Origin of the sequence: Arcanobacterium wilhelmae (genome assembly GCF_029632765.1) — a bacterium.
Lineage (GTDB): Bacteria > Actinomycetota > Actinomycetes > Actinomycetales > Actinomycetaceae > Arcanobacterium > Arcanobacterium wilhelmae.
The window spans coordinates 688,086-713,711 of record NZ_CP121247.1 but is presented as its reverse complement, the minus strand read 5'-3'; the positions used below and the strand labels follow the sequence as shown (position 1 = coordinate 713,711).

The window sequence follows — 25,626 nt, the reverse complement described above, 5'->3', positions numbered from 1 at the left end:
GTGCCGCCGTCGCTGCCGAGCCCTCCGTCGTCGTCGGCGCAGCTTCCTTACCCCAGTTCTTCAGGTAGGTGCCCTCCATCTTTTGGCGAATCTGCTCGTCCCAGGAGAACTCGGGCTCGCTCCAGCCGTCGAAGTAGTGTTCGTCGACGTCGCCGGCCCACGGCGTGCCGGGGCCGGTTGGCGGCCAGGCCGCGTTCTCGGTGACCGGCTCGCGCAACTCGGTGCACGCCGGCTTCATGCGGCCGTAACGCAACCACGTGTTGTGGGTGTTCTCGTAGAGCGGGGTGCCGTCGTAACGGCCCGCGGGTGTGCCAAAGCCAAACACTTTGCCACCCAGAACCGCGCGCTTGATGCGCGCCTGGATCTGCGGCTTCTTGCGGAACTCGGCCTGGCGGTGAACATCACCGAGGCAAATATTCGCGATATCACGATTTTCTTCGAGAAAGATACATACCTGGCCTGCGCATCGAATGCGCAGTGTTTGATGGATATTGATCAGGCGCGCTCGGTTTCGATGATCGCTGGGCTTCCGGAGATTCGTGGGCTCACCCAAACCCCGCTCTCCCCCGAGTGGTATTCGGCTGTGAGCGCCGTGTTTGAGCAACGCGGAATCGGGATCGATCCCGCAACTGGTTTTAGAACGATCGGGGGCTACTGGAATCTCATCACTGCAGCGGCCGGCTTCCTGAATATCATCACGATCACGGGCTTGGGGAAGATCTTCATTTCTTCGCCTAAGACGGCGAAGGTGCGCGGGCTGATCTGGGTTGACATGGTGTGGCCGTGGATTATCGCCTACGACCTGTGGAACCACGCATTCTTGTACAACTCGCTCGCCGATTACACCTGGTACTGCACGCTTGCATTGCTTTTGGCTTGTACCGTACCGGCGTTCACTTGGGCGAAGGGCCAGTGGATTTGGTTCCGTTGCTTCACGCTCATGTTCTGGATCGCAGCGAACAATATCCTGCCTGAGCTGCTGGTTCGCCCGAGCATCATGACGAACTTCTCCACAATGAATCCCGTGGCTAACCAAATTTGCGCCTGGGCGGCGTTGCTTTTCAACCTGTGGCTGTTCGGGTACTGGCTTTACAAGATTCGCGTGTTCGGCCGCAATCCGTGGACGAATTGCCTCTTCTTCGAGTTGGGCGAGTTCCGCACGATTATGCGCGAGCACACCGACGATCGCGACAAGTACTGGGTGACCGACATGATCAAGGAGACCCCCACCGAGCTCGGATTCGAACCGGAGAGCGATATCCCGCCGCGTGACGGCTACGTTGGCTGGATGCCCTGGTGGAAGAAAGACAAGCGCTATCCCAAGCCGCGTACTCCGCTCGCAGCAGACCCGACCCTACTCGCAAAAGGAGTGACGGAGCGCGAGTAACACCGCCAGCTCGAGCGCCGGCGGCGAAGAGCGTACAGACAATTAGTTCAATTTATTTGCGCAGTTTATTTGAACTAATTACAATGATGGCATGAACACAAACTCCAGCCCCGAGCCAGCCCCGAGGCTCTGGAACGTCGATTACGCACTCTGGTTCACTGCCGACACGGGCACCGCCGTCGGCGCTTCGATCCGTGCCTTTGCAATGCCACTCCTCGTCGTCGCACTCACCGGCTCCCCTACGCAAGCCGGGCTGATCACCGGTGTCTCGATGGCGATCGCCCTCGCAGCATCCATCCCGGGCGGAGTGATCGTGGACTGGTTCGACCGAAAAACCCTCATCAAAATCCAGGCACTCACCGGTGCCGGAATCTGGGCTCTCGCAAGCCTGCTGATCGCGTGGCACACAATGACGTTCTGGATCTTGCTCGCGTGCGCCTCGCTCGCCTCGCTGGTGAACGGGCTGCTGAGTACGGCAAGCAACGCCGCCTTACGTTCAATCGTCGCCACAGCAAACTTCCCCAAGGCGCAAGCCGCGAACCAGGGCCGCGATGCCGCAATCGAACTCCTCTCTGGGCCGGCCGGTGGCTTCCTCTACGCGCTGTTCATCTGGCTCCCATTCAGCGTTGGCGCGGGCGCATACCTCACCGCCTTCGCCGCCGCGTCACTGATCCGGCGCAACCTCAACCCGCGCTCGCCCGATTCTAGCGAGCGCCATTTCTGCCGTGATTTCGCGAGTGGCCTGGCATGGATAGCGGGCAAACGAATTTTCGCAGCCCTCGCCGGCACCTTGCTCGTTTTCAACCTAGGTTTTAGCGGACTGTGGAACACGTACGTCTTCACTCTCGCAGCGCACGGAACCGCCCCAGTGAAGATCGGCTACCTCTCACTCACGCTCGGCGCCGCACTCCTACTCGGCACACTGATTGCCGGGAAGTTTGTTGGGGCACTGAGGACCGGGCCGCCAACCATCGCGGCCATGTCATTCTTCGCGATCGCAGGAATCCCCTCGTTTTTCTCACCAACGTTGCCGGTGATGATTGGCACTGCGATTGCGATCGGCCTCGTTCTGCCGCTGATCAACGCGTCGATGAACGGCTTTGTTGCCGCGATTGTCCCGGTAGAGTTGCAGGGGCGAGTGCTCTCAGCGCTCGGTATTCTCAGCTCCGGGCTGGGCGCGCTCGCACCGATCATCGCGGGAGCGCTTGTGGAGCACGTCCACCCCTCCGTCGCGGTCGCGTTCTGCGCGGCTTGCATGCTGTGCGGCGCCGGGATCGCCGCAAGCCGCGCGCTGATCCGCCACATCCCGACGCCCGACAAATGGGAGGAATATGTCCATGCCTCGCTCCGCTAAAACCCGCGCCGACGCGCTCCTCCACCCACTGCGCGTAAAAATTCTTGCGCAACTCGCGCTCGGAGGGCAGCTCCGAACGTCCGACATCGCGGGCGCGATTGGCGAGGCAGCGAACAAAATTTCGTACCACATCGCAAAACTGGAGGAGGCGGGGGCCGTTGTGCGCGTGGCGCGCAGCGGCGACCAGCGCGAAACCTGGTGGCAAATTCCCGACGGCGGAGTTGCGATTCACGACGACGAGGTCAGCCGCGAGCAACTCCCCACGCTCGCCGCAATGGCCGGCGCCTACAAGCAGGAGATGCTCGTGAAATCGCTGAACTTCACGTTCGGACGCGAGGACATGCCAGCGTTCCAAGGCGACAGGCTTATCGGCTTGAGCGAGGACAGCGCACGCAAAGCAGCCACGATTCTTTCCACAGCTTTCAAGAAGATCGCGAAGCTCGCCGACGAGAATGCGCTGACCAACTCCCCCACCGACGTCGTCTACTTCCTCAACGCGGAGCTACTCCCCATCCAGCCGGCGGAGTAACACACCAAATCGAGAAATTCTGAGTGTGTTGATGTTTCCGCGCGGAGTTGTGTAGCTTCACGATCACGATAAAACTGCCCGGCGGATCAGTGCAGACCGCGACATAACCCCGCCGGCGGAGTATCGTTTGGCGAATGAAGAAACTTCTTGCCACCGGCTTGTGCCTGGCTCTCGCTGCCTGTTCTGCCCCGACGTCGTCGCCCGCCCCGACGTCGTCGCCCACTGCCGAGAGCACGTCCGCAAGTGCGCAAGTAGCAGTGATCGACGTCGGCGAGCCGGGGACGTTCACGAATCTCGGTAGCGAGGAGTCGCTTGGGAAAGTGACGGCCGCGCTTGCGGGCGCTGGGCTACCGCAAGCCGACGTCGACACGTTTGCCGAGCAAGTACGCTCGCTGACCGCCGTCGCCCCGAAAGGTTCGCTCATCGCTTCGCCAACCCCGCTGGCGAACGCTAAAGCCGACGACGGCACGGTCTCTGCCGCGACCGGCGCGCAACAGCGCCTCACGAACTGCCGAATCACGGTGTTCACGCTCGCACACTCGCTCATTGGCGCAGGCAAACCTGCGGGAGCGGACGCATCGCAGCTCTTTATCGACCACGAGCAGATCGCCGTCGCGCCGAAACTTTTTGCCAGCGAGCAGCCAACTTTCGATGTTCTCTACGGGCGCGTCCCGACGACGAAAAACAAAGACGAAGCGAAGCGGATCGCCGACGTCGAAAAGTACTTTGCTGACCACACAATCACGTTCGCCAGCGGGAAGGCGTCCGTGATTTCGGTGTTCATCCACGACACGCTCGACGCGCAGGCGTACTCGTTTATCGGGCACACGGGCGTTCTCGTTGACGCGGGAAGCGGACTGCTGTTCGTTGAGAAGCTGGCGTTCGACCAGCCCTACCGTGCGATCACGTTCGCCTCGCGCGCCGACCTCGCAAAGTATTTGCGCGGCATGTACGACGATGGGCCGAACGTGGACTACGGCTCACCACTCATCTTCGAAAACGGAAAGCCGCTGGCGGGGTAAGCATGCTTGACGGGTGAAGATGAAGTGAGGGAGGCGGAAACGTGATCGGTGCGATAATTGGCGACGTCGTCGGCTCGACCCGTGAGTTCGATCCAGTTCACGGGCGGGATTTTGCCCTGTTTCCTGACGGGTCGGATTTCACTGATGATTCGCTCATGACGATCGCGCAGGGAATGGCATTTACGGATTTTCTTGGGTTGGAGGAGAGCGCGCGCACAGATCACCGCCTCACGGATTTGCTGATTGCCCGAATGAAAGAAATCGGACGTCGCTTCCCTACTCCGATGGGGTCGTACGGGGAGAGATTCGAATTGTGGTTACGCCTGACGAACACGTCGCCATATCTCTCGTGGGGCAACGGGAGCGCGATGCGAGTGAGTGCCGCCGGCGAGCTTGCGGCAAGCCTCGATCAAGCTCTTCACTTCGCCGAGCTGAGCGCCGCCGTCACACACACAACCATCCGGAAGGAATCAAAGGCGCACAGGCAGTTGCCGCAGCGATTTATCTGGCACGCGCCGGTGAACCGATAGCCGCGATTGCGGACTATATGCGGAAGGCTTTCTACCCGCTGAAGCGTAGCCTTGCAGAAATCCAGCCAACGTATCAGTTCGATTCCTCGTGCCAAGGCACGGTCCCAGAATCGATTCAAGCGTTTATCGAGTCGATGAGCTTTGAAGAAGCGATTCGCAACGCTATCTGGCTCGGTGGCGACGCCGACACGATGGGCGCGATTACCGGCTCGATCGCGTGGGCGTATTACGCGAAGAACGGTAGTGTGGATGAGCAGATGCGCACGATGGCGATGGCTACTCTTTCCTTCCTGCCCGACGACCTGAGGGGTTTCGTCACAAGCTACGAAAACCGTCTGGCAAAGAGATAACGATCACCAGTATCGCGCGCGGAAGAACCACTTGGGGGAGCGAAAGACCCCAACCGAAAAACTACAGCGCAAGGACGAGGAGGAACCCGGCGTCGGCGTTATCTCTGATCGGAGCCAAGCGGGTCGCCGATCACCACGATCATCTCGTCAACTCATGATGACGTCATCGCGAGAGCAACGAGTTCCTCGAGCTGACGCGGGTGGGTTAGCCTCAAAACAGGAACACCGGTTGGCGCCGCTTCGAGTGACCGCATCCGCACACGTTTCCGCGAAAACGTCTGGAAGTGCCACCGCACAATCGAATCTCGACTGAAGATTTGCTTCCAGTTTTCCTTGTTCCCATTGCAGATCTCGCGCCCATCGCGAGCACGTTGCCACGTGCGTCGGATCAGCCTCCCCAGCGAAAGCCAACGCGGGCAATCAAGTGCAACGATGACTTGCGCACGTGCGAGCACGATGTCACGAAACTGGCCGTAGGCGGAGTCGAATACCCACTCTTCATCGGCCACCAACCCGGATGCGATGGAACGCATTTCTTCATCACTCCGGTTGGTCCATGGAGCGACGTTGGCGGGGAGCCAGCCAATAGATTCATCCACTAGCACAACAGACAGCCGACGAGCCTCCCCAAAACGTAGCGCCGCAGTCGATTTACCCGAGCCAGTCACGCCATAGAAAAGCACACGCCGAGCAACAAGGGCATTATCTATGGTCGCGCGAGGCATAGAGGCGCCCCTTTCGGATGATTCAGCTACTTCACAAATGGAGAACAGGCTCGAAAGCCCCGACAAAGGCCGAGTCTAACAAAACAACATGACTGAGGCTGTCTTACTGGCGAGTCGTACTGATGAACGAGCCCACGCACCACACCGTTCACCCGCCCCTCACGATTTTCTATAGCCGACCCGCTACCGGAAGCCATCTTCCTCGACGCACCGCCCGAGTCCTCACAATTAGAAAGTAGGGATCTTAGGCGCCAATTTCTTTTATTTAAATCCAGTGCTGGGCGTATGCGGCGAGTCCAAGCACTGAGCCCAGAGCGAGGCCAACAACAATCCACCAATTTGACGTGCGCTGGGAGGAAGTCCGTTGCTTACGAACGCCGAGGATTGATCGTTCCGTCAAACGCTTCGCCTCTTGCCCATCAGAATAATAAGCATCGATGCGATCTTCGTGAGATTCCATTTGTCCTATCCTTACGTAGCTTCGAGCTTATGGCTTCACGCGCATTATCCAGCGATAAAGCCCTACGCTCGATTTCCACAAAAGCCAACCCAGCACAACCAGAAGCACGCCGATCAACAATGAAGCAGGGAGTGCAAGCCACGGCGAAAGCGGAACTGTGCCGGGTGCAAACAGATGAATCTGCCAGCCAGCAAGGTGTGCAAGAACATTTCCAATACCCGCTATCGGTGCAAGCACACCCGCAAGCATCAGACCAAACGCGAGCGCAAGCATGCAGGGAAACACAATCAAAAACAGGCAGACCACAAGAATCCACCAGCCGACGGTCTTCATTGACCCACCTCGAATCATTCGACGTTCTTCATCGATTGTCTCACGAGGCTACAACTCCAACCAAACCAACAACAGCCCCGGAGTTCACAGATAGGCCCTTCACGAAAACTGCTCACGGTGGTTCGAAACATTGCGCAAACGCCCGGTAGGTTCTTGGCCACAATGCGACGAGATCTTGATCGCGTCCTGCCGCTACCATTACGGCAGTTGACAGCTTCCCGAACTGCCGTGGTACGCTCATGACGGATGTAGTGAGAGCATCCTGACGAAAGGATTAAACACTCCAATGAACGACACTCCGCGTATCTGAACAGCCGCGAGCAACCGCTCCGGCTACCTTCGATGCTTGGAGCACTATGTCGATTTCATTTTCTTCCGTCTGTTTTTCGTATTCTCCTGATGAACGTCCGATTCTCGCAAACGCTTCGTTTTCCCTGACCGAGCGCCGAATCGGCGTCGTCGGCCGTAATGGATCAGGCAAGTCCACCATTCTCAAACTCATCAACGGAGCTTTAGCGCCACAATCGGGTTCGATCAGCGCACCGCCGACCGTGACGCTCACACAACGTATCGCGACGTCACCTCACTCAACCGTTGCAGAAATTCTCGGTATCGACCGCACATTACTGGCTCTTCAGCGTATCGAAGCGGGGAGCGTTAACCCCACCGATTTCGACGACGTCGGAGACGACTGGGATATCGAAGCCCGAGCACTCGCACTCGTTTCCGAAACACTCCCCTCCCTCAGCCTCGACAACGTGTTGTCACGCGAAGCCCGCACACTCTCTGGAGGCGAACTCGTCCGCCTCGGCGTGGCAGGACTGAAGCTGTCACGCCGTCGCGTCGCGCTGCTGGACGAACCCACGAACAACCTGGATCGCCCATCCCGTGAGACTTTAATTGAAGCGATCAACAATTGGTCCGGACAGGTTGTTGTGGCCAGCCACGATACTGAACTACTTCACCATGTAGACACTATTGTGGAAGTCCACCAGGGAAACGCCGTGGTTTATGGAGGGAACTGGGATCACTATGTTGAACAACGCGAGGCGATGCGCGAAGCCACCCTTCGCAACGTCACCGACACTCAATCTGCACTCAACGCAGAACGAAAAGACCTCGAGCAAATTCGTGCGCGAACCGCTCACGAAGCCGCACGAGCAAAGGCAAAATTCACGGCTGTCAAAGGCGGCCCCAAACTCTCCGACCCTACCGCGAAACGGGCGGCAGAAGCACGCCGCGCAGGCCGCGTGAAGGCCGCAGCCGCAAAGGTAATTGAAGCTCGCGAACAGCTCAAGCGTGCCGAAGAGGACGTGCGCGAGTACGAATCGATCCGGATCCCGATCGTCGATCCGGATGTTCCTCGGTCCAAGGTGCTCGCCGAGCTCACGTTCGGGGACGTGGCAGTGACCGTTGGAGGAGGCGACCGCTGGCAGATCGCTGGAGACAACGGCGTCGGGAAGACGACCGTGCTGCGCGCAGCGCTCGCTCGAGCGACGGCGCGAATCGGTTACGTTGATCAGCAACTCGAATTACCGGCCGGAACAGTATTCGATGCCGTTTCGACGTCGGCGCCAGGCAGGTTGAAACACAACACTTACGAGATCCTTGCTGCTTTTCGGTTGCACGGGGACACTGTGAAGCGCGACGTCTCCACGCTCTCTGGAGGCGAGCGTTTCCGAGTGTGTCTTGCACGGCTCTTGATGGCTGACCCTCCGCCGGAGGCCGTATTCCTCGACGAACCGACCAATAACCTCGATATCGATTCCGTCGATCAACTCGTGAATGCGCTTGCGAGTTACCGAGGCGCTGTTGTGGTGGTGAGCCATGACCAGCACTTCATCGACCGAATCGGGATCGAGCGCGTGTTGACCTTGCATAAGGACGGAACCGCGACGTTCTAAACCATTGGGGTTGAGGCGACGGGCCGCTCGGTACTCAACACAACCAGCGGCTCGAAGCCTCACGAAAAGAAAGTTTGGTCCTCAGTTCCTCTTTCTTTTATTGACATTCAGTGCTGGACGTCTGCGGCAAGTCCAATACCGATCCCAGAGCAAGGCCGACAACAATCCAACAATCTGACACGCACTGGGAGGAACTCCGCTGCTTAAGAACGCCGGCGATTGATCGTTCCGTCAAACGCTTGGCCTCTTGCCCATCAGAATAATAAGCGTCAATGCGAGCTTCGTGAAGTGTCCCAGGTTTTGTTCCTAGGCATTTGCCCTGATTTTTATTTTCTCTGATGTGCTGGCCTTGTGCCAGTACTCGTTTTCGACCTCGACCGGGGGCCGGTAGTCGAGGGTGTGGTGGAGACGAGCCTGGTTCCACCAGTTCACCCACTCGAAGGTAGCGATTTCAACCTCGAGCACATCACGCCATGTGCGGGTATGGATGAGCTCGTTCTTATACGAGCCATTGACATTCTCAGCAAGCGCGTTATCGTAGGAATCCCCAACCGTCCCGGTCGATGCACTGATGCCTGCATCGAGCAGGCGCTCGTTATACACAATACTGACGTACTGGCTCCCGTGATCCGAGTGATGAATCACCCCGGCAGTTTCCTTCGCGCTGACGATCGCCTGATTCAACGCCTGTAGCGGTAACGCTTCGGTGCGCATGGAATCCGATAACGCCCAGCCGACGATCTTTCGCGAGAATACGTCTGTCACAAAAGCGGCATACACGAAGCCTGTCGCGGTGCGGACATACGTGATATCCGCGACCCACAGCCGATTCGGGCAAGGAGCGCGAAACTCACGCTGGACTAAATCTGGCCTGGTATCTTCTCTTCTGGCTTTGCGTGTCGTGATCGGGGAACGTCCCTTACCCTTGCCCGATACCCCAGCTAGGCGCATGAGCCTCGCGGTTTGTTCCCGACCGATCTGAATTCCGCCACGGCGCAAGGCATGCCACATTTTCCGCACACCGTAGACGCCGTAGTTGCGGCCGTGAACGTCTCGAATGTGCTCCACAAGGCCAGCATCACGAACACTGCGCGTACTCATTCCACGGGCTTTGGATTGGCGGTAACCACGGGAGGTGATGAAACCGCCGGCTGGTGAGTTCTTGGACGAGGCGTTGGGCTTTGGCTTCGTTTTCTTCCCACACCCCGTTCTCATACGCCATCCAGTTCGTCGCGGCTGAGAAACACATCCGATCCGCATACTCCCCCGCCAGCACGGTCGCCTGCCCCAGATCGGTGAAGTCGTCAGGTTTGAGGCTGGTCAGCTGTTCATAAGCCTCGGGCGGGAGATAGTCGGGTCTGGATTGAACCTTAGCTGCGAACCTGCAGGCTGATGCCCAGATCCGTTTCAGTTCCCACTCCGATAGGGGTGGTTCGCATAGTGCGGCTTTCCGATCGAAGGCGTCACGTGCCGAGTCGGTGATCCCGAACCGCACGAGCACCCGGCCAGCGAAACGCGAGAGGGTGGCGTTGCGTGAGCCTTCACCGATCACCTGGGTGGCGGCGTCGAACGCGGCAAACATGTCCAGGTCATCTGCCTCATCGAGCCACACGTCTAGAGTGGTGTCACCGTTGAAGATCTCGACCTGGGCGTGGGGGTTGCCGTAGGTGAACCGGCCAGCATCGGTCGCATTCGCGTCAAAGAAATCAAACCTGGCCGCCAGGGTTTGTTTCAGCCCCGCATACACCCCAGCATCCTGAACCGGGCTGATGGGGAAATACACGTGGAAGCGGGGGCGCGCGGAAAGTTGGCCTTTGGGTTTGTTGTGATTCCGTGAGGTTGCGGTCATGAACGCCACGCCATCCATGAGATCAGCGAGCCGGGCGGGGGTGATCCACTCAGATGGTATGTTGGTGTGGTCGTTGTCGATATCCATCACCACACAATCAGATTCGATGAAGGTGGCATTGCCGCGCTTATCCCCGGCATAAATAGCGGCCACATGATCGAATGCCGCGACCGAGGCGAGTTCGGCGGTGGTGGTGATGGTGTGGTGGTGTGGGTAGCGGGTGTTGGACTGGACCCCACACACACCTGATGCGCACAAGGTGATAGTCACAAGACCACCTCGCTAAAGTCCGCGTCGATGTAGCGGATCGGCAACTCTAGGGCGTGGGCCCAGTCGATCTCAAGCCTCATCCCGGCAGACACTCGTGGGGTGTAGACCCAGACGGCTTCGCAGTGTGAGAGCAGGACACGGTTGAAAAACATGGCAAGCTCACGCTCATCGGGGTTCTCATCGTTCATGAACTGCGGAAAAAGCAAGTGTGGTGCCAGCGGGATCTTCTTCGCCTCGACGGCGTGGGCGCAGATCCGGCGAGCCACCTCCACGTTTGCGACTGTGTCGCCTGAGTAGGGTGAGCAAATATAGACCAGGGGCCGGTATCCGAACTCTGCCCGCTGGGCGTTCTTTAAGGCTTGGAATGCCGTGTAGTCGGCATACCCTTCCTTATTGCGTGGCGTAAAGCCAACATCGAGACTGCTGGTCGGTGTCATTGGTGCCTCCACTTTCCAGAAGGCCCAAGATCGGTGACGCACCCTGCGCAAGGCGCGCGAGAGTGGGAGCCCTCTACAAGGAGGGCTTTCAGACACCGTGGTTTATAACCCCACGTACGATAGATATTTTCGTGGGCGGGATCGGGGCTTGCGCCACAGGAAGGCAATTAGCGTGCGGGACAGTTGTCGTTGGGGTAATGTTGCAATCTTTCCTTGTGTGGGAGAGTCCTAGAAAGAGACCGGCCATGTGGCACGTCATTGTTGATTTCATTGCCCACCCCAACCTCACCGACACCGATATCGAGTCAGCCTTCGACCTGGTCGATGAGCTCTACTACTGGCCTGATGCGGACCGTGAAACCCCGACCACCGCGATCTTCTACGTCAGGGGCGAAACCGCTGTAGAAGCAACCAGGCACGGCATGGAGGTGTTCACCCGGACCTTCGCTGGCTACGACGTTGAGATTGTGGCAACCGAGACCATCACCGCCGATGCTGCCCACGCTCGTTACGAAGCTGGTGTTCAGTCTTTGCGGTAGTAGGCGCACTCGTATCCGTCTGCGTCCAGTGGTAGCCCGGCCGCCCATGCGGGGGTGGTGGCCATGAGGTCACAGATGGTCTCGACGGTGTGTGGGCTTGTCTCGGGGTGGTCGATAACAACTTCGTCGTGGACATGCATGACGATCGTGTGTCCAGCAGTCTCGAGCAGGTGCAGGGAGTGTGTGAGCAGGTCGCGTGCGATTGCTTGGACGATATTCTCGGTCAGCTTCCCACCATAGGTCTCGAGCTGGACCCATTTCCGGTTGGCCCCGAGTCCCCAGTAGGTGATGGATTGGCCACCGAACCGGTTCTCCCCCAGCCCAGGCTTCACATACGAGAGCCTCCTGCCTGATGGGAGTTCGATGAACAGCATCCCGGCCTGGTAAATGAAGCGTAGGTTGCGGAGGCGCACAGCCCTTCTGGTGGTGATCGCTGTGATCGCCGCATGCTCAACATCGGCCCAGAGCTGGACGATGTTGGAGTTGGCGGCCCTCCATGCATCCACGATGGGTTTGAGCTCATCTTCACTCAGCCCCATGTTCAAGGCTCCCATCGCAGTCAGAGCACCAACCGAGCCACCGTATCCGCAAGCCAATACTGCGATCTTGCCTTTCTGCCGCAGCCCAGAGTTGGTGCCGTGTTTTTCGACGGGGACGCCGAACATGCGTGATGCGGTCTCGCAGTAGAGGTCTTTGCCTTCCTCGAATGCGGTCAGGGTGTGGGTTTCGCTGGCGAGCCAGGCGATCACGCGTGCTTCGATCGCAGAGAAATCCGCGACCACAAATGAGTGGCCGGGCGACGGGATGAAGGCTGTGCGGATGAGCTGGGAGAGCGTGTCGGCAACCGACGGGTAGAGCAATTCGACCGCCTCGCGGTTACCGGCTCTGACGAGGTCACGGGCAGTATCGAGATCGGACAGGTAGTTGCGGGGTAGGTTTTGGACTTGGATGAGGCGTCCTGCAAACCGTCCTGTCCTGCCTGCGCCATAGAACTGGATGAGCCCGCGCGCCCGCCCATCACCGTCACGGAATACCTGCATCGCCTGGTACTTTTTGACGCTTGATTTGGAGAGTTCTCCGCGTAGTTCGAGGACCTGGCGGACCACACCGTCTGCCGTCTCGAGGGCGGTCTCGACCGCAGTTTTCGCCAATGAATCCATTGGGCAGTCGTGGGCTTCGAGCCAGGTCTTGAGCTGGGTGGGGCTATTCGGATTCTCGAGTCCGGTGAGCTCGACTGCTCGAGCAAGCAGCGCGGCACGCGAGGCGTCGTCGATAGCGACAGCACGCTCAACGAGGGTGTGGTCGAGGAGGATGCCTCGGTCGTTGATGCGCTGATCGAGCGCATAGGTGTCCCACTCGGATTGTGGCATGGGGTGCTTTGCCAGGCGCTGGTGGATCGCGGTCTCCACCTCGACGTCACGAGCGTTATACGCCTTGAACGACTCCCAGCCAGCTGGGTTGCTGCCGGGTAGGTTTCGGGTGCCGTCGTTGTTGGGGGTGCAAAAGTGTCGGATGAGTTTCTTACCTGCCGGGTCTTTCCGGGCAGGAAGGTCAAGGACGTTTGCGACGTCATCGAGCGCGAGCGGTAGGCCGAGGTAGGCGGCCCACACCATGGTGCAGCGCCACTGGGAAGGGTCAAGAAACCGACGGTCTGCCATGAGTTCTGGGTGGTGTCGGTGCAGGTACGAGCTGAGGCAGATACGTTCGAAGGCAGCGTTATGCGCTTCCTTCACCACATCCGGGTCCACCAGAGCATGAACGACCTCGGCAGACAGTTCTTCTCCACCGGCGAGGTCCACCACGATGGGCGGTTGGTGGTCGATCGAATAACCAAACAAGAGAATGTCGAAGTCAGGGTGTTCGGCATAGGGGTAGACCCCGGATGTGGTGAGGTTGACGGGACTGAAGGTCTCGATGTCAATGGCCAGTTCGTGCACGATAACGCCTCCACACGAGGTAAGGGCCGGGACAACACCCACCTTAGTGGTGGTAGGTGTTCTCCCGGCCGCGGGCTAATAGTTACTCTTTGGTGCGCATGCGGTACTGCTCGCGCTGCGCTTCGGTCTCTGCCATGAGCTGTTCGATACGCTCACGGTCCTTGCGGATCGCACGGTTCTCAAACCATGAGGTCAGCCATGCTCCCAGCACGGACCCGACGATGGAGCCGATCGCCCAAGCAACAAAAAGAGTCGTTCCTGCCAACAAAGCGGCGGTGTAGCACTCGCTCATGATGGTTCTCCGTTCGTCTAGTTGAGGAAGTCCTCGCCGGCCGTGAAGGCGGCGAAGTCAGACTCTGCACTGACGCGGCCGCCACCGAGTGGTTCGCCGTCGCGAATCTTTTGGATGTTGCCCAGCGCGCAGGCGATACCCCGGTTACCGTTCGTGTTGAACGCATAGAACGAGATCGACACGCGCCCATAGCAACCGGAGTAGACCTCGTTGGCGTCCAGGATCGGGTTCAACGCCTGGTCGACGACCTGGGGTGGCGTGGTGGAGTTGGCGTTGACGAAGAACGCATCAGCGTAGGCTGGGTCGTCCTTGTCGATATCGCCGTCACGCAGCGGGAGCTTGAGGGCAGCCTTGTTGGGCTTCTTCCCACCAAACTTCGCCACGCCTTGATCGATGGCGGCGTCGATGGCTTTCTCGATCTTGGCGATCGTGGCCGTGTCGGACTTGGGGATAATCAAGGAGACTGAGTACTTGGGCTTGGAGCCGTTGATGGACTTCGCCTCGAAAATGTTGGCATACGACAGGCGGACCTCATTGGTGACCACACGGGTCTCAGTGTTGGACATGAGTGTCTTCTTTCTCTTAGTTATCGGTTATTAACGTGAATTCACTACCCGCATCCCGAATCTCGAGGGCGGGGCGTTTATCGGAGAGGGGCACGAGGGATGGTTTGCCCGCTGGTTTGACCACGAGGCCTGCCAGGATCTCGGCGAACCGTTTCTTGCCCAGTTGCTTTTCGAGCGTGGTGATGGTGCGCAGTTTCTGGTCGAACACGTCCGTACAACCGGCTGCTTCGAGCGCCTCAACCACCTTGGATTCGTTGGCGTATTTGCGCATCGAGCGGCCGGCGACGAGCTTGAACCCGCCCCAGGTCTTGCCCTGGTTGACCGCAAGCGACGTCGCATACGCCTCCACATCAGCCGCCCACTTCGTCAGCTGTGGCAGCTGAGCCAACACCTCGGCAATCTCGGCATCCGTGAGCTCTGCTGGTGGGGCGAATTCGAACCTGGCCAGGTCAAGGTTGGCTTGTGCTCTGGCCCTGCAGGTTGATGCGATCTTGCAAAACTGACACCACGCCCCGGGACAAAACTCGCCCTCGCCCGCCACGGCGAGTTCAGCTTTTGGTGCCACCTCGGTCTCAGCCCACGTGGTGAGCTCGGTGGCGGTGGTGGTCCAGGAGGTGACGTTGTCCCTTCGTGGCTGGAAGATATGCACCACCACCTCGCCTGGCTCATACAAGGCCTCGAACGCGTGGAGTGCGCCCAGAGCGTAGAGCTTGAGCTGTGGGTTCTCCTCAGCCTCAACCAGGACACCGGCCCCGTACTTGAGGTCGATGACATGGATGATCCCGTCAGCAACGATCACGCAGTCACCGGTACCGAAACCATCTGGGACGACGTGGGAGAAGTCCAGGCGCTGCTCGACACACACCAACGGATCCGGAGTCGATTCCTTGACCGAAGCTAGAACCTGTTGGATGTAGGCGACGTAGTCATCCGTGTGGGTCTCCATCTCGGCGTCGTGCCAATCCGAGACCGGACGGACAGTAGGGTTGAGATGGAGAGCGCGCCTGAGTTTGAACTCGGCCAGCTCGTGAGCCGCTGTCCCCTGCTCCGCGGCCGCCGACGATGTGTCCGCGACCTCGAGGCTGGCGAGAACCGACGGCGGGCACTCCAACCACCGATGAGCGCTCGATGCGCTTAGGAGTGCGTGGTCATTCGGTGGCATCAGTAATCACCTTCGCCTGCTCGAGCAACCATGCGAACTTGCCCGGGTCCACCTCGGAGAGCTTCGATACCCCGGTCTGTTCAATCAAGGATCGCGCCTGGGCCGTCAACCCGGCCTTCGACAAGTCTGCGAGGGCGGCGCGGACTTCCTCCACAGTCACGACCGGATCAAGTGATACCTGTTCGATGTGGTCCTCGTAGGCGTCCTCGAGGGCGGCGTGGGAAAGCTCAGCTGCCGCGATCGGACGCACCCCGCTCATCCCATGATGATCCTCAAACGACTCCCACCCCGCCTGCTCCAAAACACCAGCCGCGCTGGTCGCGATCTCTGCGATCTGGTTCAACGCCGCTATCGCTTTGTTCAGTTCGGTGATGTTCACTTCGCACCACCGCCCTGGACCGCGTCAGCCAACGCCATCAACTCATCGGACTGTTCGATGATCGTGACCTCGTCAACGCTGCCGCCCGGCACGAGCACAGCGAAACGATCGCTGGTGCCGAAGATACGGCGGGCCAGACGCTCACGAAGACGAAGCTGGCGGACCTTGACCACCGAATCGGTATCGGGGGTGATCCGAACCTGTAGTTTGTGCCTCATTAGAGACTCCCCTTCCTGTATGTGCAGGACGGTTGAGCCCGGATTGGCATGCCCTGCTACTAGAAGGGCTTTCAGGCACCGTTGTTTATAACCCCTCATGACAACTTCTCCTTCAACACGTCGGTGGCGCGCCGCAGGATCTTGAAGATCACCGGTTGGGTAACCCCGTACTTGGCGGCGACTTCGGCCTGGGTGAAACCGTTGAGTCGCACATCGACCAGGACGTTTCGGTCACGCTCAGGCAGAGAATTGATCGCGTCCCAGATGCGAATCTCCCCCACCCACGCATCAGCCGGATCGGAAGAATCTTCGCTGACGAGATAGCCGTCGGAGGTGAGCTCTCCTTCAATCACCGACACTGGCTCTTCCGCATCCCGTGGGGTGGTGGCTCGGTAGGTGGTGTTGCGAAAGTGGGACTTCGCAGCGTTGTACTCAGGCCTGGCGACCTCCTGCTCGAGAATCTCGTTCGGGTCACGACGCTCCACCGATGCTGGATCATCAGCTACAGCTAGACGCTGTACGTAGTCACACTTGACCATGACATCTACCTCGTCTTGGGTGACCTGGACGGAGTATCTAGAGGACGGGAAACGCTCGGTCGAATCCTCGCGTTCAAAACGCACCGTGAGGGTGCGCTTGTTGTTGAAAACCATTTGAATCTTCCTTCAGAAATGAAGGGAGACCCATTCGAGAACTTGCGTTGGCTACTGGAGGATCACGGTTGAGACGAAAGAGGCGGACAGCCCGATGAGGGGCTGCCCGCCAGGTGCGTCTCGAACGCGTCTCCCAGTTGCCAACTGGAGGACAGGCTTGATCAGAGCCTGGCCAGAGACACGAGACGCGTCGCCACTGCGCCGATGCCGGTAACGAAGTAGAGTGATTTTCTAGGAATTGATGGGAACCAGTCCACTCGTTCGGAGCCGATGCGGTGGAGTCGCTTCTTGCATCTCCACTTTCTAACGTGGAGTTCGCAAGGTTCGGACACCAGGGTTACCAAGGTTCTTAAGGTTCATAAGGTTTGTAATTTCGGAATCGAGGATCATGGGAACGCGGGAAAGTAGTGATCGCCTAACAGCGGGCACCTTTTTCGTGCTGCTCCAAGAAGCACTTCCTCTTCGAAAAAAGGCTCGCGACACCCTCGCCGGTAAAGCCGACGGGCTCAGTAATCCAGAAATCCTTGCCGGGCTCATCCGCATCGTGAGCCCAAGCTTTCAGCCACCATCAGCCGGTAGCACGTTCAGCCAGAACACGAGTGGACTACGCAACTGCAAAAATGATGGGAACACCACCTATATGCCAGTAGGCGGGGAAGAGTTTGCGCACGAATTCAACGATCTGATTGATAACAATCTCCCCCAGGCTTTGGCCAGAACGAGAGACTTCGTTGACCGCTTCATCGACGTAGATTCCAAGGGGCTACGCCTTGTCCAGATGCTCGGAACGCTCATCAACCGCGACGCCACCATCACTGACACTCAAGAAGTCGAGCTCTTGCCCGACGGCTCGCACCGCACCAAAGCCCAGCTTGGAGACGCCAGGGAAATATGCCTCGAGTCCCTCATCCTCGGGGTTTGGAAATATGTCTCGGATCCGACGGTGCGCAACACATCAGGCCAGAGCACTTTTGACAGATGGCACCTTGCCACCTCTGCACCAAACGCGACACGAAAATTCGATATGAAGGCATTCAACTTCGACGGGAGTTGGACACCTGCCATCACCCGCTACGACGAAGACCCCACCGAACAGGCGCAACCTCGCATTTCGGGGGATGACGAGATTATCGAAGCTGAAATAGTCGACGACGATCAGGCTAATGATGACAGTGATGCCTCAGCCGATCGCAATTTCGAGAAGGCCCATGCAGTAACACCGCACGTCGTGTTTAACCAGTACGGGGCGAACAGTCAGCAGATTGGTTCAGTGGGCACCCTTAACATTGGCAGGGGGTTGTGATGTCAGATGGACAAATCGTCCCAGCAGAACCGGCCTCGCCACCCAATGCGATGGTTCTCAATCAACTCGGGGCAAATGGTGTTCAGATCGCTCACGCAGGTACCGTCAACGCACCTATCCACATCATGTTGCAAACACCTGTCGGGACTGCTGGCGCCCCTGCTACTCCGGTCGCCCTCAGTTGTGACTATTACCAGCTGATCGTGACCCCAGATTTTGACCCGAACGCCCGATCGGTCCCTATGGATCCTCAGCGTGCCTTGACTGAAAGCATGTGCCCCACAAATCGTGAGGAGTTAAAGAAACTCGACAAAGATGCGATTGAGACACTGAAAACCTACCCTGCCCTCATCATGAACGAGAACGACGAATTCGGCAGGGCCAGCAATGACCAGGTTGCTTACTTTGCAGCAATCACGAACATCCGCAACGGTGTACGCGGGATAAAAATCGGATATGCACCTTTAACAGCGATCCCGCAGCAACGACTCAACGAGCTGCTTGAAGAACTCGACCTATGTGGCAACGACAAATTCAATGAGCTCAACCGTACTCACTGGGCAGTCAAGAACGTGGATCTTGTTCACGAACTCGCGCAGGCCGGAATTAGCGTCCTCATGCCAACCCTGATCGGAGGCCAGCCATGAACACAGGAAGCGAAATAGAAAACTGGGTCAACCTTGACGACGTAGCAACCCATCTGAGCGTCAGCAAGGACACCGTGCGTAACTGGACAAAAGAAGGACGCCTACCCGCATACAAGGCCGGGAAAATGTACAAATACAAGCTCTCGGAAGTCGACCAGTGGCTTCGTGAAGGAAAACTCGATCAGGAGAACACCGTTGGATAAGATGCGAGGCCCGATTAGGCAAATCAGGGTCAACTCAGCTACCTTCACGGATTGCACCGTTGACTTGAGTTACCTCAATTTCTTCTTCGGCCGAAACGGAGCAGGTAAATCAACAATCGCACGCACCCTAGGCTTAGGACACGGCCTGACCTGGGACACGAATGTTGATGCAGACGACTACTCAGTCATGGTCTACGATCGCGGATTCGTTGATGAGAATTTCTCCACCTACGAATCACTCAACGGCGTCTTCACCCTCGGCAAAGCCAATATCGAGGCAGAGAAGAAACTCGCCATCCTCCGCCAAGACCGCGATGAACACACTCGCGTTGCCAAGCATCACGAAGACGAAGCCTCCGCGAAACAAGCACAGCTCGAACAACTAACGGCAAACTTTCACGACGAGTGCTGGGAAAAGTCAAAAGACCTCCGCGACCAGTTTTCTGAAACCCAACACGGTCGAAAGCAGAAACGAACCTTCGCCGAAGCCGTACTCACCACAGCCGATCCGAAGGAACAAGACCTGAGCGAACTAGAAGCGCTCTACACTGCGGCCTTCGACAAGCAAGCAACGACCCACCCGCTCCTCGACCTCGTCGACATTCAGCCCCCCGATGATCGCCTCATGGGCGCGGCGATCGTCAACACGGCTAACACAGACTTCGCCAGATTCATCGACACCATCAACGCTGCTGACTGGGTCAGGCACGGCAACGCCACATTCTCCACCAGCGACGGAGACCCTTGCCCCTTTTGCCAGCAAGAACTACCCGAAGGATTCACAGAAACTCTGGTCGCGTGCTTCGATGACGCCTACGAACAGTCGCTCGCAGACTTACAGACCTTCGCCGACACGTATAAGGCCGCCGCGCGCCAAGCATGGAATGTTCCGCTCAGCACCACTATGACGGCTGCTCCACCCCAGCTAGAGACAAAAGAGTACGACACCTACGTCGAACTCCTGCGGGCGAAGCTACAAGCCAACGTGGAAACCATCGAACATAAACTGAGAACACCCAGTAGTCAGCTACAGCTTGACGACACCACAAGTGTGATCGACGATCTCAACCAGCTCATTACTGACGCCAACGAAGCGATCGAGGCTCACAATAAGGTCGTCGCAAACCAAAAACAGCAACGCAAGATCTGTACCGAACGAGTATGGCAGCATATCGCCGATCACCTTGCTCACATTGTCACCAGCTATGGGAACGAAGCAAAGAAGCTAGCAGACGAGATTGACGCAGCCACGCTAATAGCGAAGTCAGCTCGTGCTTCGGTTAAGGATCTCGACACGCAGATCCAGCAACTTCTCGGTTCAGTCGTTAACACAAGCGTCGTCAAAGAGCAGATCAACACCGTCCTGCGAGAATCTGGATTCCAAGGCTTCCATCTCGATGATGTACCCGGCAAGAAAAACGCCTATCGCGTAGTCCGCCTCGACGGCACCACCGCCGAAAACCTATCCGAAGGCGAACGAAACTTCATCGCCTTCCTCTACTTCTACTTCCTCATCCAAGGAAGCCTGGAGCAGGCAGAATACCTCCGGAACAACATCGTGGTCATCGATGATCCCGTCTCAAGCATGGACTCCGGCGCAATGTTCATCGTCGCCGCCCACATCAGAGAACTCATCAAGATCTGTCAAAACAACGTTGACTACCGCCACGACACCGGACGCGGCAACCACATCAAGCAGATCATCATCCTGTCCCACAACCCATACTTCTATAGAGAAGTCTCCTACCCCAACCTCAACGACTACCGCTACGCCTCCTACTTCCTCATCAAGAAAACCGACAACGTATCCAGAGTCAATTTGTGCGTACGTCACGGGCAAGACGCCCCCTCCCAAAAGGAAAACTACACCCCCGTCCTCAACTCCTACGCAGCGCTATGGAACGAATACAAAGAAGCATCTTCTAGCATCACGGTACTGAACGTCACCCGCAGGATCTTGGAGCACTACTTTCTCCAACTCTGTGGCTACGACAGCGCCGACCTCACCACAACCCTGCTCAAAGACAACCGGGACAAATTCATCCACACGAACGGCGAAGGAATCGAAGACCTTGCCGACTACCACCTCGTCACGTCCATGCTCACCTGCATAAGCCACCACAAGAACGGACTCGAGGACGACACCTACCTCATCGCCGAAGACCACGACCCCAACCAACTACGCCATATCTTCCAACTCATCTTCACCCTCATGGGACAAGAACAGCACTACAAGATGATGAATGGACAACACGCGGTCGAATTTGCGCCAGCAGAAGCGAGAAGCAAATGAGCATGCGTTCAAACTGGCAACAAGTAACCGCCTCGGTCAAAGCAGGAAATTGCTGCACCGCCGGATCATCTATGACGCCAACCAAGATCAACGCGACCGGGAAGACTGTCTCAAGCGCAAGAACGCATTCATCTAGCGACCAGGACTGTGACACTCTCGGGATAATAACCGCGAAAGGTAAGGACTTCTTATGAGTAAACCAAATATCAACCGACATCGTGTGGATCTTTGGAAGGAGGACGTGTACCGATCGGTGAAGATGTACAACGAATGGTTTCTCGACGCCGCTCCCGAAGCGTATAGAGGTTCCCGTTCCGCCGTGATTGACGAAGTCGAGCAGCTTTTCAAAGCTACCGCCTACATGAATAGGTTAACCCCGCAAGACATTATAGATGCCCCGCAGATTATGGGAATTCTCCGCATGGTCACTGCTCCACCAATAGCTCGGGACAGATTGGTTGGTCTCGCCAATGTTCCCAAATCTCTTGTCAATAGCCTCGAGGCTGGCGATTTACCAACTCGAATGACTGACAAGGATTTACGAGATAATTTAGAGCGGATTATTTCGATAATCATGGAGCTTCTAGACGACACTCTTTTTGAATGGGTTGCCACGAAGACGCCGCCTTCCGAGAAGCAGATTGAGCTTGCCTCAGTTGTTGTGGGCGATCGCCGATGCGGTGCAGTTACAGACCCCATCATTAGAAACGCGCAAGAAGCGAGACAATTGACAGTCATGCGCGCATGGCTGACTGCCCGCGGGTACAAAGAAGAACGTTACGCCAGGAATCTCTCTCTTAAAGATCTACCACCAGGAACTTTTTCCGTGCACCATAACGTTCCGGTAGAAAATCGAGACGGAAAGCTCATAAATATGCCGATTGACCTCGTAGTGCAACCACATACACCAAACCAGTCCGGATTCCCTGTACTTATTGAGGCTAAGAGTGCTGGCGACTTCACAAACACAAACAAGAGACGAAAAGAAGAGGCAGCTAAGGCACATCAATTGAAGCGCACTTACGGCGATGAACTTGACCTTCTTCTGCTTTTATGCGGTTATTTTGATGCAGGGTATCTTGGCTATGAAGCCGCTGAAGGGCTTGACTGGATCTGGGAGCACAGAGTGGAGGACCTCGAAATTGCCGGACTTTAGTCTTACGGATCTTGAGAAGAAACGCCTATCCAAGCAGCGCAAACTCGATGCGAAACGCGACCCTGTGGAGCGGAACAAGGAGGGCCAGTTTGCAACTCCTCCTTCGTTAGCAAGTTCAATAGCAAAATTCGCGCTCCAATTGGTTTCAGTTGACGAACCCATCATGCTCGAGCCGTCATGCGGCTCCGGAGCTTTCATTTATGCTGCCCTGTCAGCTGCAGAACAAACTGGCATTAGGTATAGGGACATCGTTGGAGTTGAGAAGGATCAGGAATTTGCTGAGGTAGCAAAGAATCTATGGAGTGAGTGGGGAACAACGATCATTGAAGGAGATTTCCTCGATTTCGCTACAACCTCTTCACTCAAAGCAGATCTGCTCATTGCTAACCCACCGTACGTTCGTCACCATCATTTGCCAAAAGAAATCAAAGCTCGTTACAGCGCAATCGTGTCGCGCGTCACTGGACGATCACCTTCCGGTCTGTCAGGGCTTTACGTCTACTTCATTCTCGCTTCCCAGCTGTGCCTAGCGCCAGGCGCAATATCCGCATGGCTCATACCATCTGAGTTTCTCGATACAAACTATGGAAAATCTATTCGGAAATACCTGGCCGAAAATGTGTCTATCGAGCGGATTCACCGATTCGATCCCGATGGATTAGTTTTTGATGACGCATTAGTCACATCTTTAATACTCGTCTTTAGGAACAAACAACCCGGCAAGAATCATAAAGTCACTTTCTCCGAGGGCGATGACATCAACAACCCAGAAGGCGCAAGTCTCGTATTCCCGCAGACTTCACTGCACGGAGAAAGCCGCTGGAGTGGATACTTCACGCAAGCTCCACGTTCCGACCTGCCGGAAACTGAACCTACGCTTTCTGATTTGTTTACTATTCGTCGTGGAATAGCAACGGGAAATAATTCTTATTTCATCCGCTCTAGAGATGCGGTCGCAGCAGACGGAATCGACGATTCGGATCTCATTCCAGTGCTTCCCCCGCCCCGAAGGCTAAACCTTCCAACCATTTCTGCTGATCCGGATGGCTGGCCAATCTTATCTGAACAGCTTGTCCTGATGAGTTCCTCTGAACCTGAAGCAACGATTGCGGCCAAGAACCCAAGTCTCGCAAAGTACTTTGAAGGTGCTGATGACAAGACACGCAACTCCTACTTGGTACGCAATCGCGCGCCCTGGTACAAAGTTGAGAGTCGAGAACCCGCACCCATTTTGCTGACCTACATGGGGCGCGCTAACGGCAAAGGCACCCCATTTAGGTTCATTCTCAATTACTCGAGAGCAATTGCAACCAACGGTTATCTAATGCTCTATCCACGCGGCGTACTCGAAAACGCTATCCAAGAGGGCTCTCTTACGCTTGAAGACGTACACAAAGCTTTGCAACAGTTCTCCCAAGAATCATTGATAGCTGGAGGACGAGTTTATGGAGGAGGACTCAGGAAGATCGAGCCGAAAGAGCTCGCTAATGTCCCGGCCGGTTCAATCTTCCGCCAGCTTGGGATTCGGTATAACACGAGCGGGGACCGCCTGTTCTAGAAAACGTATATCACGAGACGAACGAACTGACGCCAACATATGAACTCAGGCGCCCTAAACCGTTTTGACGCCAACCCCGATACCTTTTGACGCCAACCCCGGTACTTTTTGACGGCAACCCTGAACCTTTTGACGATTGCCCATACTTTTTGACGGACGCCTATACCTTTTGACGGCTCCCAAAGTCTGGGCCCCATACGACCGCGCGAAAGCCCGAACCCGGCCACTGGAAGCCGCTACCGGCCCGATGACCACCCGCTCCTGAGAAACACTAAACCCCTCGAATCCCGCGAAATACCAGGTAAAACGCGGAACCCAAGGGGTTCAGTTCGTACTCAATTCTTTGTATCAAAAGTCGAGTACAAATGGTGGAGCTGGGGAGAATTGAACTCCCGTCCGACGATGCAAAACCCAAGTCTTCTCCGGGTGCAGTTCACACAACGTTGTTTTCGGCTGGAGTGCTCACGTGAACAAGTCACTCACCAACCTAGAAACTTTGAAAGTCCCGATCCGCTCAGTTTCCTAGCAGATCAGCAGTGGCTTTCTAAAACGACGCCAGGAATCCATCCGGAAAGCACGGATGGTCTGACGGACTTCATTGAAATGCGCTCGCGCTCAGGCAGCGAGGGCGAAGTCGTTGTTCTGCTTGTTGGCAGTTATTTTTTCGCTTGGAATCGTTAAAGAGATGACCAAGCATCCTCTACCCGCTTCCCTTCGGCAGTCACCGCCGTCGAAACCGATCAGCCCCGTATTCAGTTGTTAACCAACGTGTTTCTCGATAGTACTCGCGTCAGGAGCGAAAGTCCAGAGCCGACGACGTCGGGCTCCCCGGTCCAGCAAGGCCCACCTCGCGCACGGCGCAACTCGCGCACCGGCGTCGGCGGGCGCCGCGAGCCCACGACTACGGAAAGGCAGTGAGGGGCTGCCCTCGCAGCCCCTCACCTACTCACCTACTTGCGCAGGCGAAAAATCACTTGCCGTTCACGTTGGTCTTCTCAACGAGAGCCGCAAAACGCTCCACGTAATCGCGCACGAACTTCTCAGTGCGCTCCACGAGTGTGCCGTCCTCGCCGAAGAGCTCCGGCGACTTGCCGAGGAACACCTCAGGCTGGCCCGGCATCGGCATGTCGAAGTACGACAGCGCCAGACGCAGGTTCTTCTGAGCCGAGTAGCCGCCCATCGCACCAACCGAGTGCGAAATAATGCCGGCCGGACGGTTCTTCCACGCCACGTCCGAGTTCGGCTTCGAGCCGATGTCCACCGCGTTCTTCAGGACGGCCGGGATGGTGCGGTTGTTCTCCGAGGTCACGAACAGGATGCCGTCCGAGGCCTTCACCGTCTCACGGAACGCCGTGTAGTTCTCCGGGGTCGGAGCGTCGGTCTGCTCCGGGTTATCGTAATCGAAGTTGTACAGCGGCAGATCGCCGATCTCCACGATCTCAGCTTCGAAGCCCTCCGGGAACATGCCCAGCGCCTCGGTTGCGATCTTGCGAGCGTACGAACCCGTGCGCAGCGAGCCCACGAGCACAGTAATCTTGTAAGTCATCAAAAACTCCTTGGTTTGCCGTGC

26 protein-coding genes, 1 other RNA gene and 3 pseudogenes are annotated in these 25,626 nt (G+C 57.1%); 14 read left to right on the top strand and 16 right to left on the bottom strand.

Features of this window, described 5'->3' with window-relative positions:
* Window positions 1–43 precede the first annotated feature (43 nt).
* Window positions 44–400: pseudogene (locus P8A24_RS03115) on the bottom strand (hypothetical protein); the annotation flags it as partial.
* Between P8A24_RS03115 and P8A24_RS03110 the strand changes: the two are divergent.
* The 6 genes and pseudogenes from P8A24_RS03110 to P8A24_RS03085 all read left to right on the top strand — a co-directional run.
* Window positions 383–1,387, top strand: a pseudogene (locus P8A24_RS03110) (DUF5692 family protein); the annotation flags it as partial. The pseudogenes P8A24_RS03115 and P8A24_RS03110 overlap by 18 nt on opposite strands.
* Before the next feature lie 91 nt (window positions 1,388–1,478).
* Window positions 1,479–2,741: an MFS transporter gene (locus tag P8A24_RS03105; RefSeq protein ID WP_278059636.1), complete on the top strand. Its 1,263-nt coding sequence runs from the start codon at window positions 1,479–1,481 to the stop codon at window positions 2,739–2,741.
* Window positions 2,725–3,270 (top strand): ArsR/SmtB family transcription factor, encoded by a 546-nt coding sequence (locus tag P8A24_RS03100; protein WP_278059634.1) that lies wholly within the window; start codon window positions 2,725–2,727, stop codon window positions 3,268–3,270. The genes P8A24_RS03105 and P8A24_RS03100 overlap by 17 nt, the downstream gene beginning before the upstream one ends.
* A 134-nt stretch (window positions 3,271–3,404) precedes the next feature.
* Window positions 3,405–4,292, top strand: coding sequence for a DUF4300 family protein (locus P8A24_RS03095; RefSeq protein WP_278059632.1), 888 nt, complete (start codon window positions 3,405–3,407; stop codon window positions 4,290–4,292).
* A gap of 41 nt (window positions 4,293–4,333) precedes the next feature.
* Window positions 4,334–4,822, top strand: coding sequence for an ADP-ribosylglycohydrolase family protein (locus P8A24_RS03090; protein WP_278059630.1), 489 nt, complete (start codon window positions 4,334–4,336; stop codon window positions 4,820–4,822).
* Window positions 4,762–5,172, top strand: coding sequence for an ADP-ribosylglycohydrolase family protein (locus tag P8A24_RS03085; protein ID WP_278060178.1), 411 nt, complete (start codon window positions 4,762–4,764; stop codon window positions 5,170–5,172). Before P8A24_RS03090 ends, P8A24_RS03085 begins: the two co-directional genes overlap by 61 nt.
* A gap of 152 nt (window positions 5,173–5,324) precedes the next feature.
* Here P8A24_RS03085 and P8A24_RS03080 read toward each other — a convergent pair whose 3' ends face one another.
* From P8A24_RS03080 to P8A24_RS03070, 3 genes are all read right to left on the bottom strand, one after another.
* Window positions 5,325–5,897, bottom strand: a complete 573-nt coding sequence (locus P8A24_RS03080; protein ID WP_278059628.1) for a P-loop NTPase family protein — start codon at window positions 5,895–5,897, stop codon at window positions 5,325–5,327.
* Window positions 5,898–6,162: 265 nt separating this feature from the next.
* Window positions 6,163–6,357 carry a hypothetical protein gene (locus tag P8A24_RS03075; RefSeq protein ID WP_278059627.1) on the bottom strand — a complete coding sequence of 65 codons (195 nt, stop codon included), beginning with the start codon at window positions 6,355–6,357 and terminating at the stop codon, window positions 6,163–6,165.
* Window positions 6,358–6,384: 27 nt separating this feature from the next.
* Window positions 6,385–6,690: a hypothetical protein gene (locus P8A24_RS03070; protein ID WP_278059625.1), complete on the bottom strand. Its 306-nt coding sequence runs from the start codon at window positions 6,688–6,690 to the stop codon at window positions 6,385–6,387.
* A 356-nt stretch (window positions 6,691–7,046) separates the two neighbouring features.
* On the opposite strand from P8A24_RS03070, the gene P8A24_RS03065 reads away from it, so the two are divergent.
* Window positions 7,047–8,594 carry an ATP-binding cassette domain-containing protein gene (locus tag P8A24_RS03065; RefSeq protein ID WP_278059623.1) on the top strand — a complete coding sequence of 516 codons (1,548 nt, stop codon included), beginning with the start codon at window positions 7,047–7,049 and terminating at the stop codon, window positions 8,592–8,594.
* A 306-nt stretch (window positions 8,595–8,900) separates the two neighbouring features.
* Here the strand turns inward: P8A24_RS03065 and P8A24_RS03060 are convergent.
* The 3 genes and pseudogenes from P8A24_RS03060 to P8A24_RS03050 form a co-directional block, all read right to left on the bottom strand.
* Window positions 8,901–9,740, bottom strand: a pseudogene (locus P8A24_RS03060) (IS3 family transposase); the annotation flags it as partial.
* Window positions 9,673–10,713 carry a primase alpha helix C-terminal domain-containing protein gene (locus P8A24_RS03055; RefSeq protein WP_278059619.1) on the bottom strand — a complete coding sequence of 347 codons (1,041 nt, stop codon included), beginning with the start codon at window positions 10,711–10,713 and terminating at the stop codon, window positions 9,673–9,675. The gene P8A24_RS03055 and the pseudogene P8A24_RS03060, both read right to left, overlap by 68 nt.
* Window positions 10,710–11,150, bottom strand: coding sequence for a DUF7768 domain-containing protein (locus tag P8A24_RS03050; RefSeq protein ID WP_278059617.1), 441 nt, complete (start codon window positions 11,148–11,150; stop codon window positions 10,710–10,712). The genes P8A24_RS03055 and P8A24_RS03050 overlap by 4 nt, the downstream gene beginning before the upstream one ends.
* A gap of 245 nt (window positions 11,151–11,395) precedes the next feature.
* Here P8A24_RS03050 and P8A24_RS03045 point away from each other — a divergent pair, with 245 nt between their 5' ends.
* On the top strand, window positions 11,396–11,689 hold the full coding sequence (locus P8A24_RS03045; protein ID WP_278059615.1) for a hypothetical protein: 294 nt from the start codon (window positions 11,396–11,398) through the stop codon (window positions 11,687–11,689).
* On the opposite strand, the gene P8A24_RS03040 is transcribed toward P8A24_RS03045, so the two are convergent.
* From P8A24_RS03040 to P8A24_RS03010, 7 genes are all read right to left on the bottom strand, one after another.
* Complete coding sequence (locus P8A24_RS03040; RefSeq protein WP_278059613.1) at window positions 11,674–13,626, bottom strand: DNA polymerase; 1,953 nt, start codon at window positions 13,624–13,626, stop codon at window positions 11,674–11,676. The genes P8A24_RS03045 and P8A24_RS03040 overlap by 16 nt on opposite strands.
* 82 nt (window positions 13,627–13,708) lie before the next feature.
* A complete protein-coding gene (locus P8A24_RS03035; protein ID WP_278059611.1) occupies window positions 13,709–13,918 on the bottom strand; it encodes a DUF1049 domain-containing protein in 210 nt (69 codons plus the stop codon).
* Between the two features lie 17 nt (window positions 13,919–13,935).
* On the bottom strand, window positions 13,936–14,484 hold the full coding sequence (locus P8A24_RS03030) for a DUF2815 family protein (RefSeq protein ID WP_278059609.1): 549 nt from the start codon (window positions 14,482–14,484) through the stop codon (window positions 13,936–13,938).
* A gap of 16 nt (window positions 14,485–14,500) precedes the next feature.
* Window positions 14,501–15,646, bottom strand: a complete 1,146-nt coding sequence (locus P8A24_RS03025) for a DUF2800 domain-containing protein (protein WP_278059607.1) — start codon at window positions 15,644–15,646, stop codon at window positions 14,501–14,503.
* The gene (locus P8A24_RS03020) at window positions 15,633–16,025 is read right to left on the bottom strand and encodes a hypothetical protein (protein ID WP_278059605.1); all 393 of its coding nucleotides are present in this window, start codon (window positions 16,023–16,025) and stop codon (window positions 15,633–15,635) included. The genes P8A24_RS03025 and P8A24_RS03020 overlap by 14 nt, the downstream gene beginning before the upstream one ends.
* A complete protein-coding gene (locus tag P8A24_RS03015) occupies window positions 16,022–16,243 on the bottom strand; it encodes a hypothetical protein (RefSeq protein ID WP_278059603.1) in 222 nt (73 codons plus the stop codon). The genes P8A24_RS03020 and P8A24_RS03015 overlap by 4 nt, the downstream gene beginning before the upstream one ends.
* 95 nt (window positions 16,244–16,338) lie before the next feature.
* On the bottom strand, window positions 16,339–16,896 hold the full coding sequence (locus P8A24_RS03010; RefSeq protein ID WP_278059601.1) for a sigma-70 family RNA polymerase sigma factor: 558 nt from the start codon (window positions 16,894–16,896) through the stop codon (window positions 16,339–16,341).
* Between the two features lie 388 nt (window positions 16,897–17,284).
* Between P8A24_RS03010 and P8A24_RS03005 the strand changes: the two genes are divergently transcribed.
* From P8A24_RS03005 to P8A24_RS02980, 6 genes are all read left to right on the top strand, one after another.
* Window positions 17,285–18,199 carry a hypothetical protein gene (locus tag P8A24_RS03005; RefSeq protein ID WP_278059600.1) on the top strand — a complete coding sequence of 305 codons (915 nt, stop codon included), beginning with the start codon at window positions 17,285–17,287 and terminating at the stop codon, window positions 18,197–18,199.
* Window positions 18,199–18,846, top strand: coding sequence for a hypothetical protein (locus P8A24_RS03000; protein ID WP_278059598.1), 648 nt, complete (start codon window positions 18,199–18,201; stop codon window positions 18,844–18,846). The genes P8A24_RS03005 and P8A24_RS03000 overlap by 1 nt, the downstream gene beginning before the upstream one ends.
* Complete coding sequence (locus P8A24_RS02995) at window positions 18,843–19,049, top strand: helix-turn-helix domain-containing protein (protein ID WP_278059596.1); 207 nt, start codon at window positions 18,843–18,845, stop codon at window positions 19,047–19,049. Before P8A24_RS03000 ends, P8A24_RS02995 begins: the two co-directional genes overlap by 4 nt.
* 1 nt (window position 19,050) lies before the next feature.
* Window positions 19,051–21,342 (top strand): AAA family ATPase, encoded by a 2,292-nt coding sequence (locus P8A24_RS02990; protein WP_278060176.1) that lies wholly within the window; start codon window positions 19,051–19,053, stop codon window positions 21,340–21,342.
* A gap of 190 nt (window positions 21,343–21,532) precedes the next feature.
* Window positions 21,533–22,498, top strand: coding sequence for a XamI family restriction endonuclease (locus P8A24_RS02985; protein ID WP_278059594.1), 966 nt, complete (start codon window positions 21,533–21,535; stop codon window positions 22,496–22,498).
* Window positions 22,428–24,056, top strand: coding sequence for an Eco57I restriction-modification methylase domain-containing protein (locus tag P8A24_RS02980; protein ID WP_278059592.1), 1,629 nt, complete (start codon window positions 22,428–22,430; stop codon window positions 24,054–24,056). Before P8A24_RS02985 ends, P8A24_RS02980 begins: the two co-directional genes overlap by 71 nt.
* Window positions 24,057–24,422: 366 nt before the next feature.
* Here the strand turns inward: P8A24_RS02980 and ssrA are convergent.
* Together ssrA and P8A24_RS02970 are read right to left on the bottom strand one after the other, a co-directional pair.
* Window positions 24,423–24,804: a transfer-messenger RNA gene (gene ssrA, locus P8A24_RS02975) on the bottom strand.
* Between the two features lie 222 nt (window positions 24,805–25,026).
* Complete coding sequence (locus tag P8A24_RS02970; RefSeq protein ID WP_278059591.1) at window positions 25,027–25,602, bottom strand: NADPH-dependent FMN reductase; 576 nt, start codon at window positions 25,600–25,602, stop codon at window positions 25,027–25,029.
* Between the last annotated feature and the right edge of the window lie 24 nt (window positions 25,603–25,626).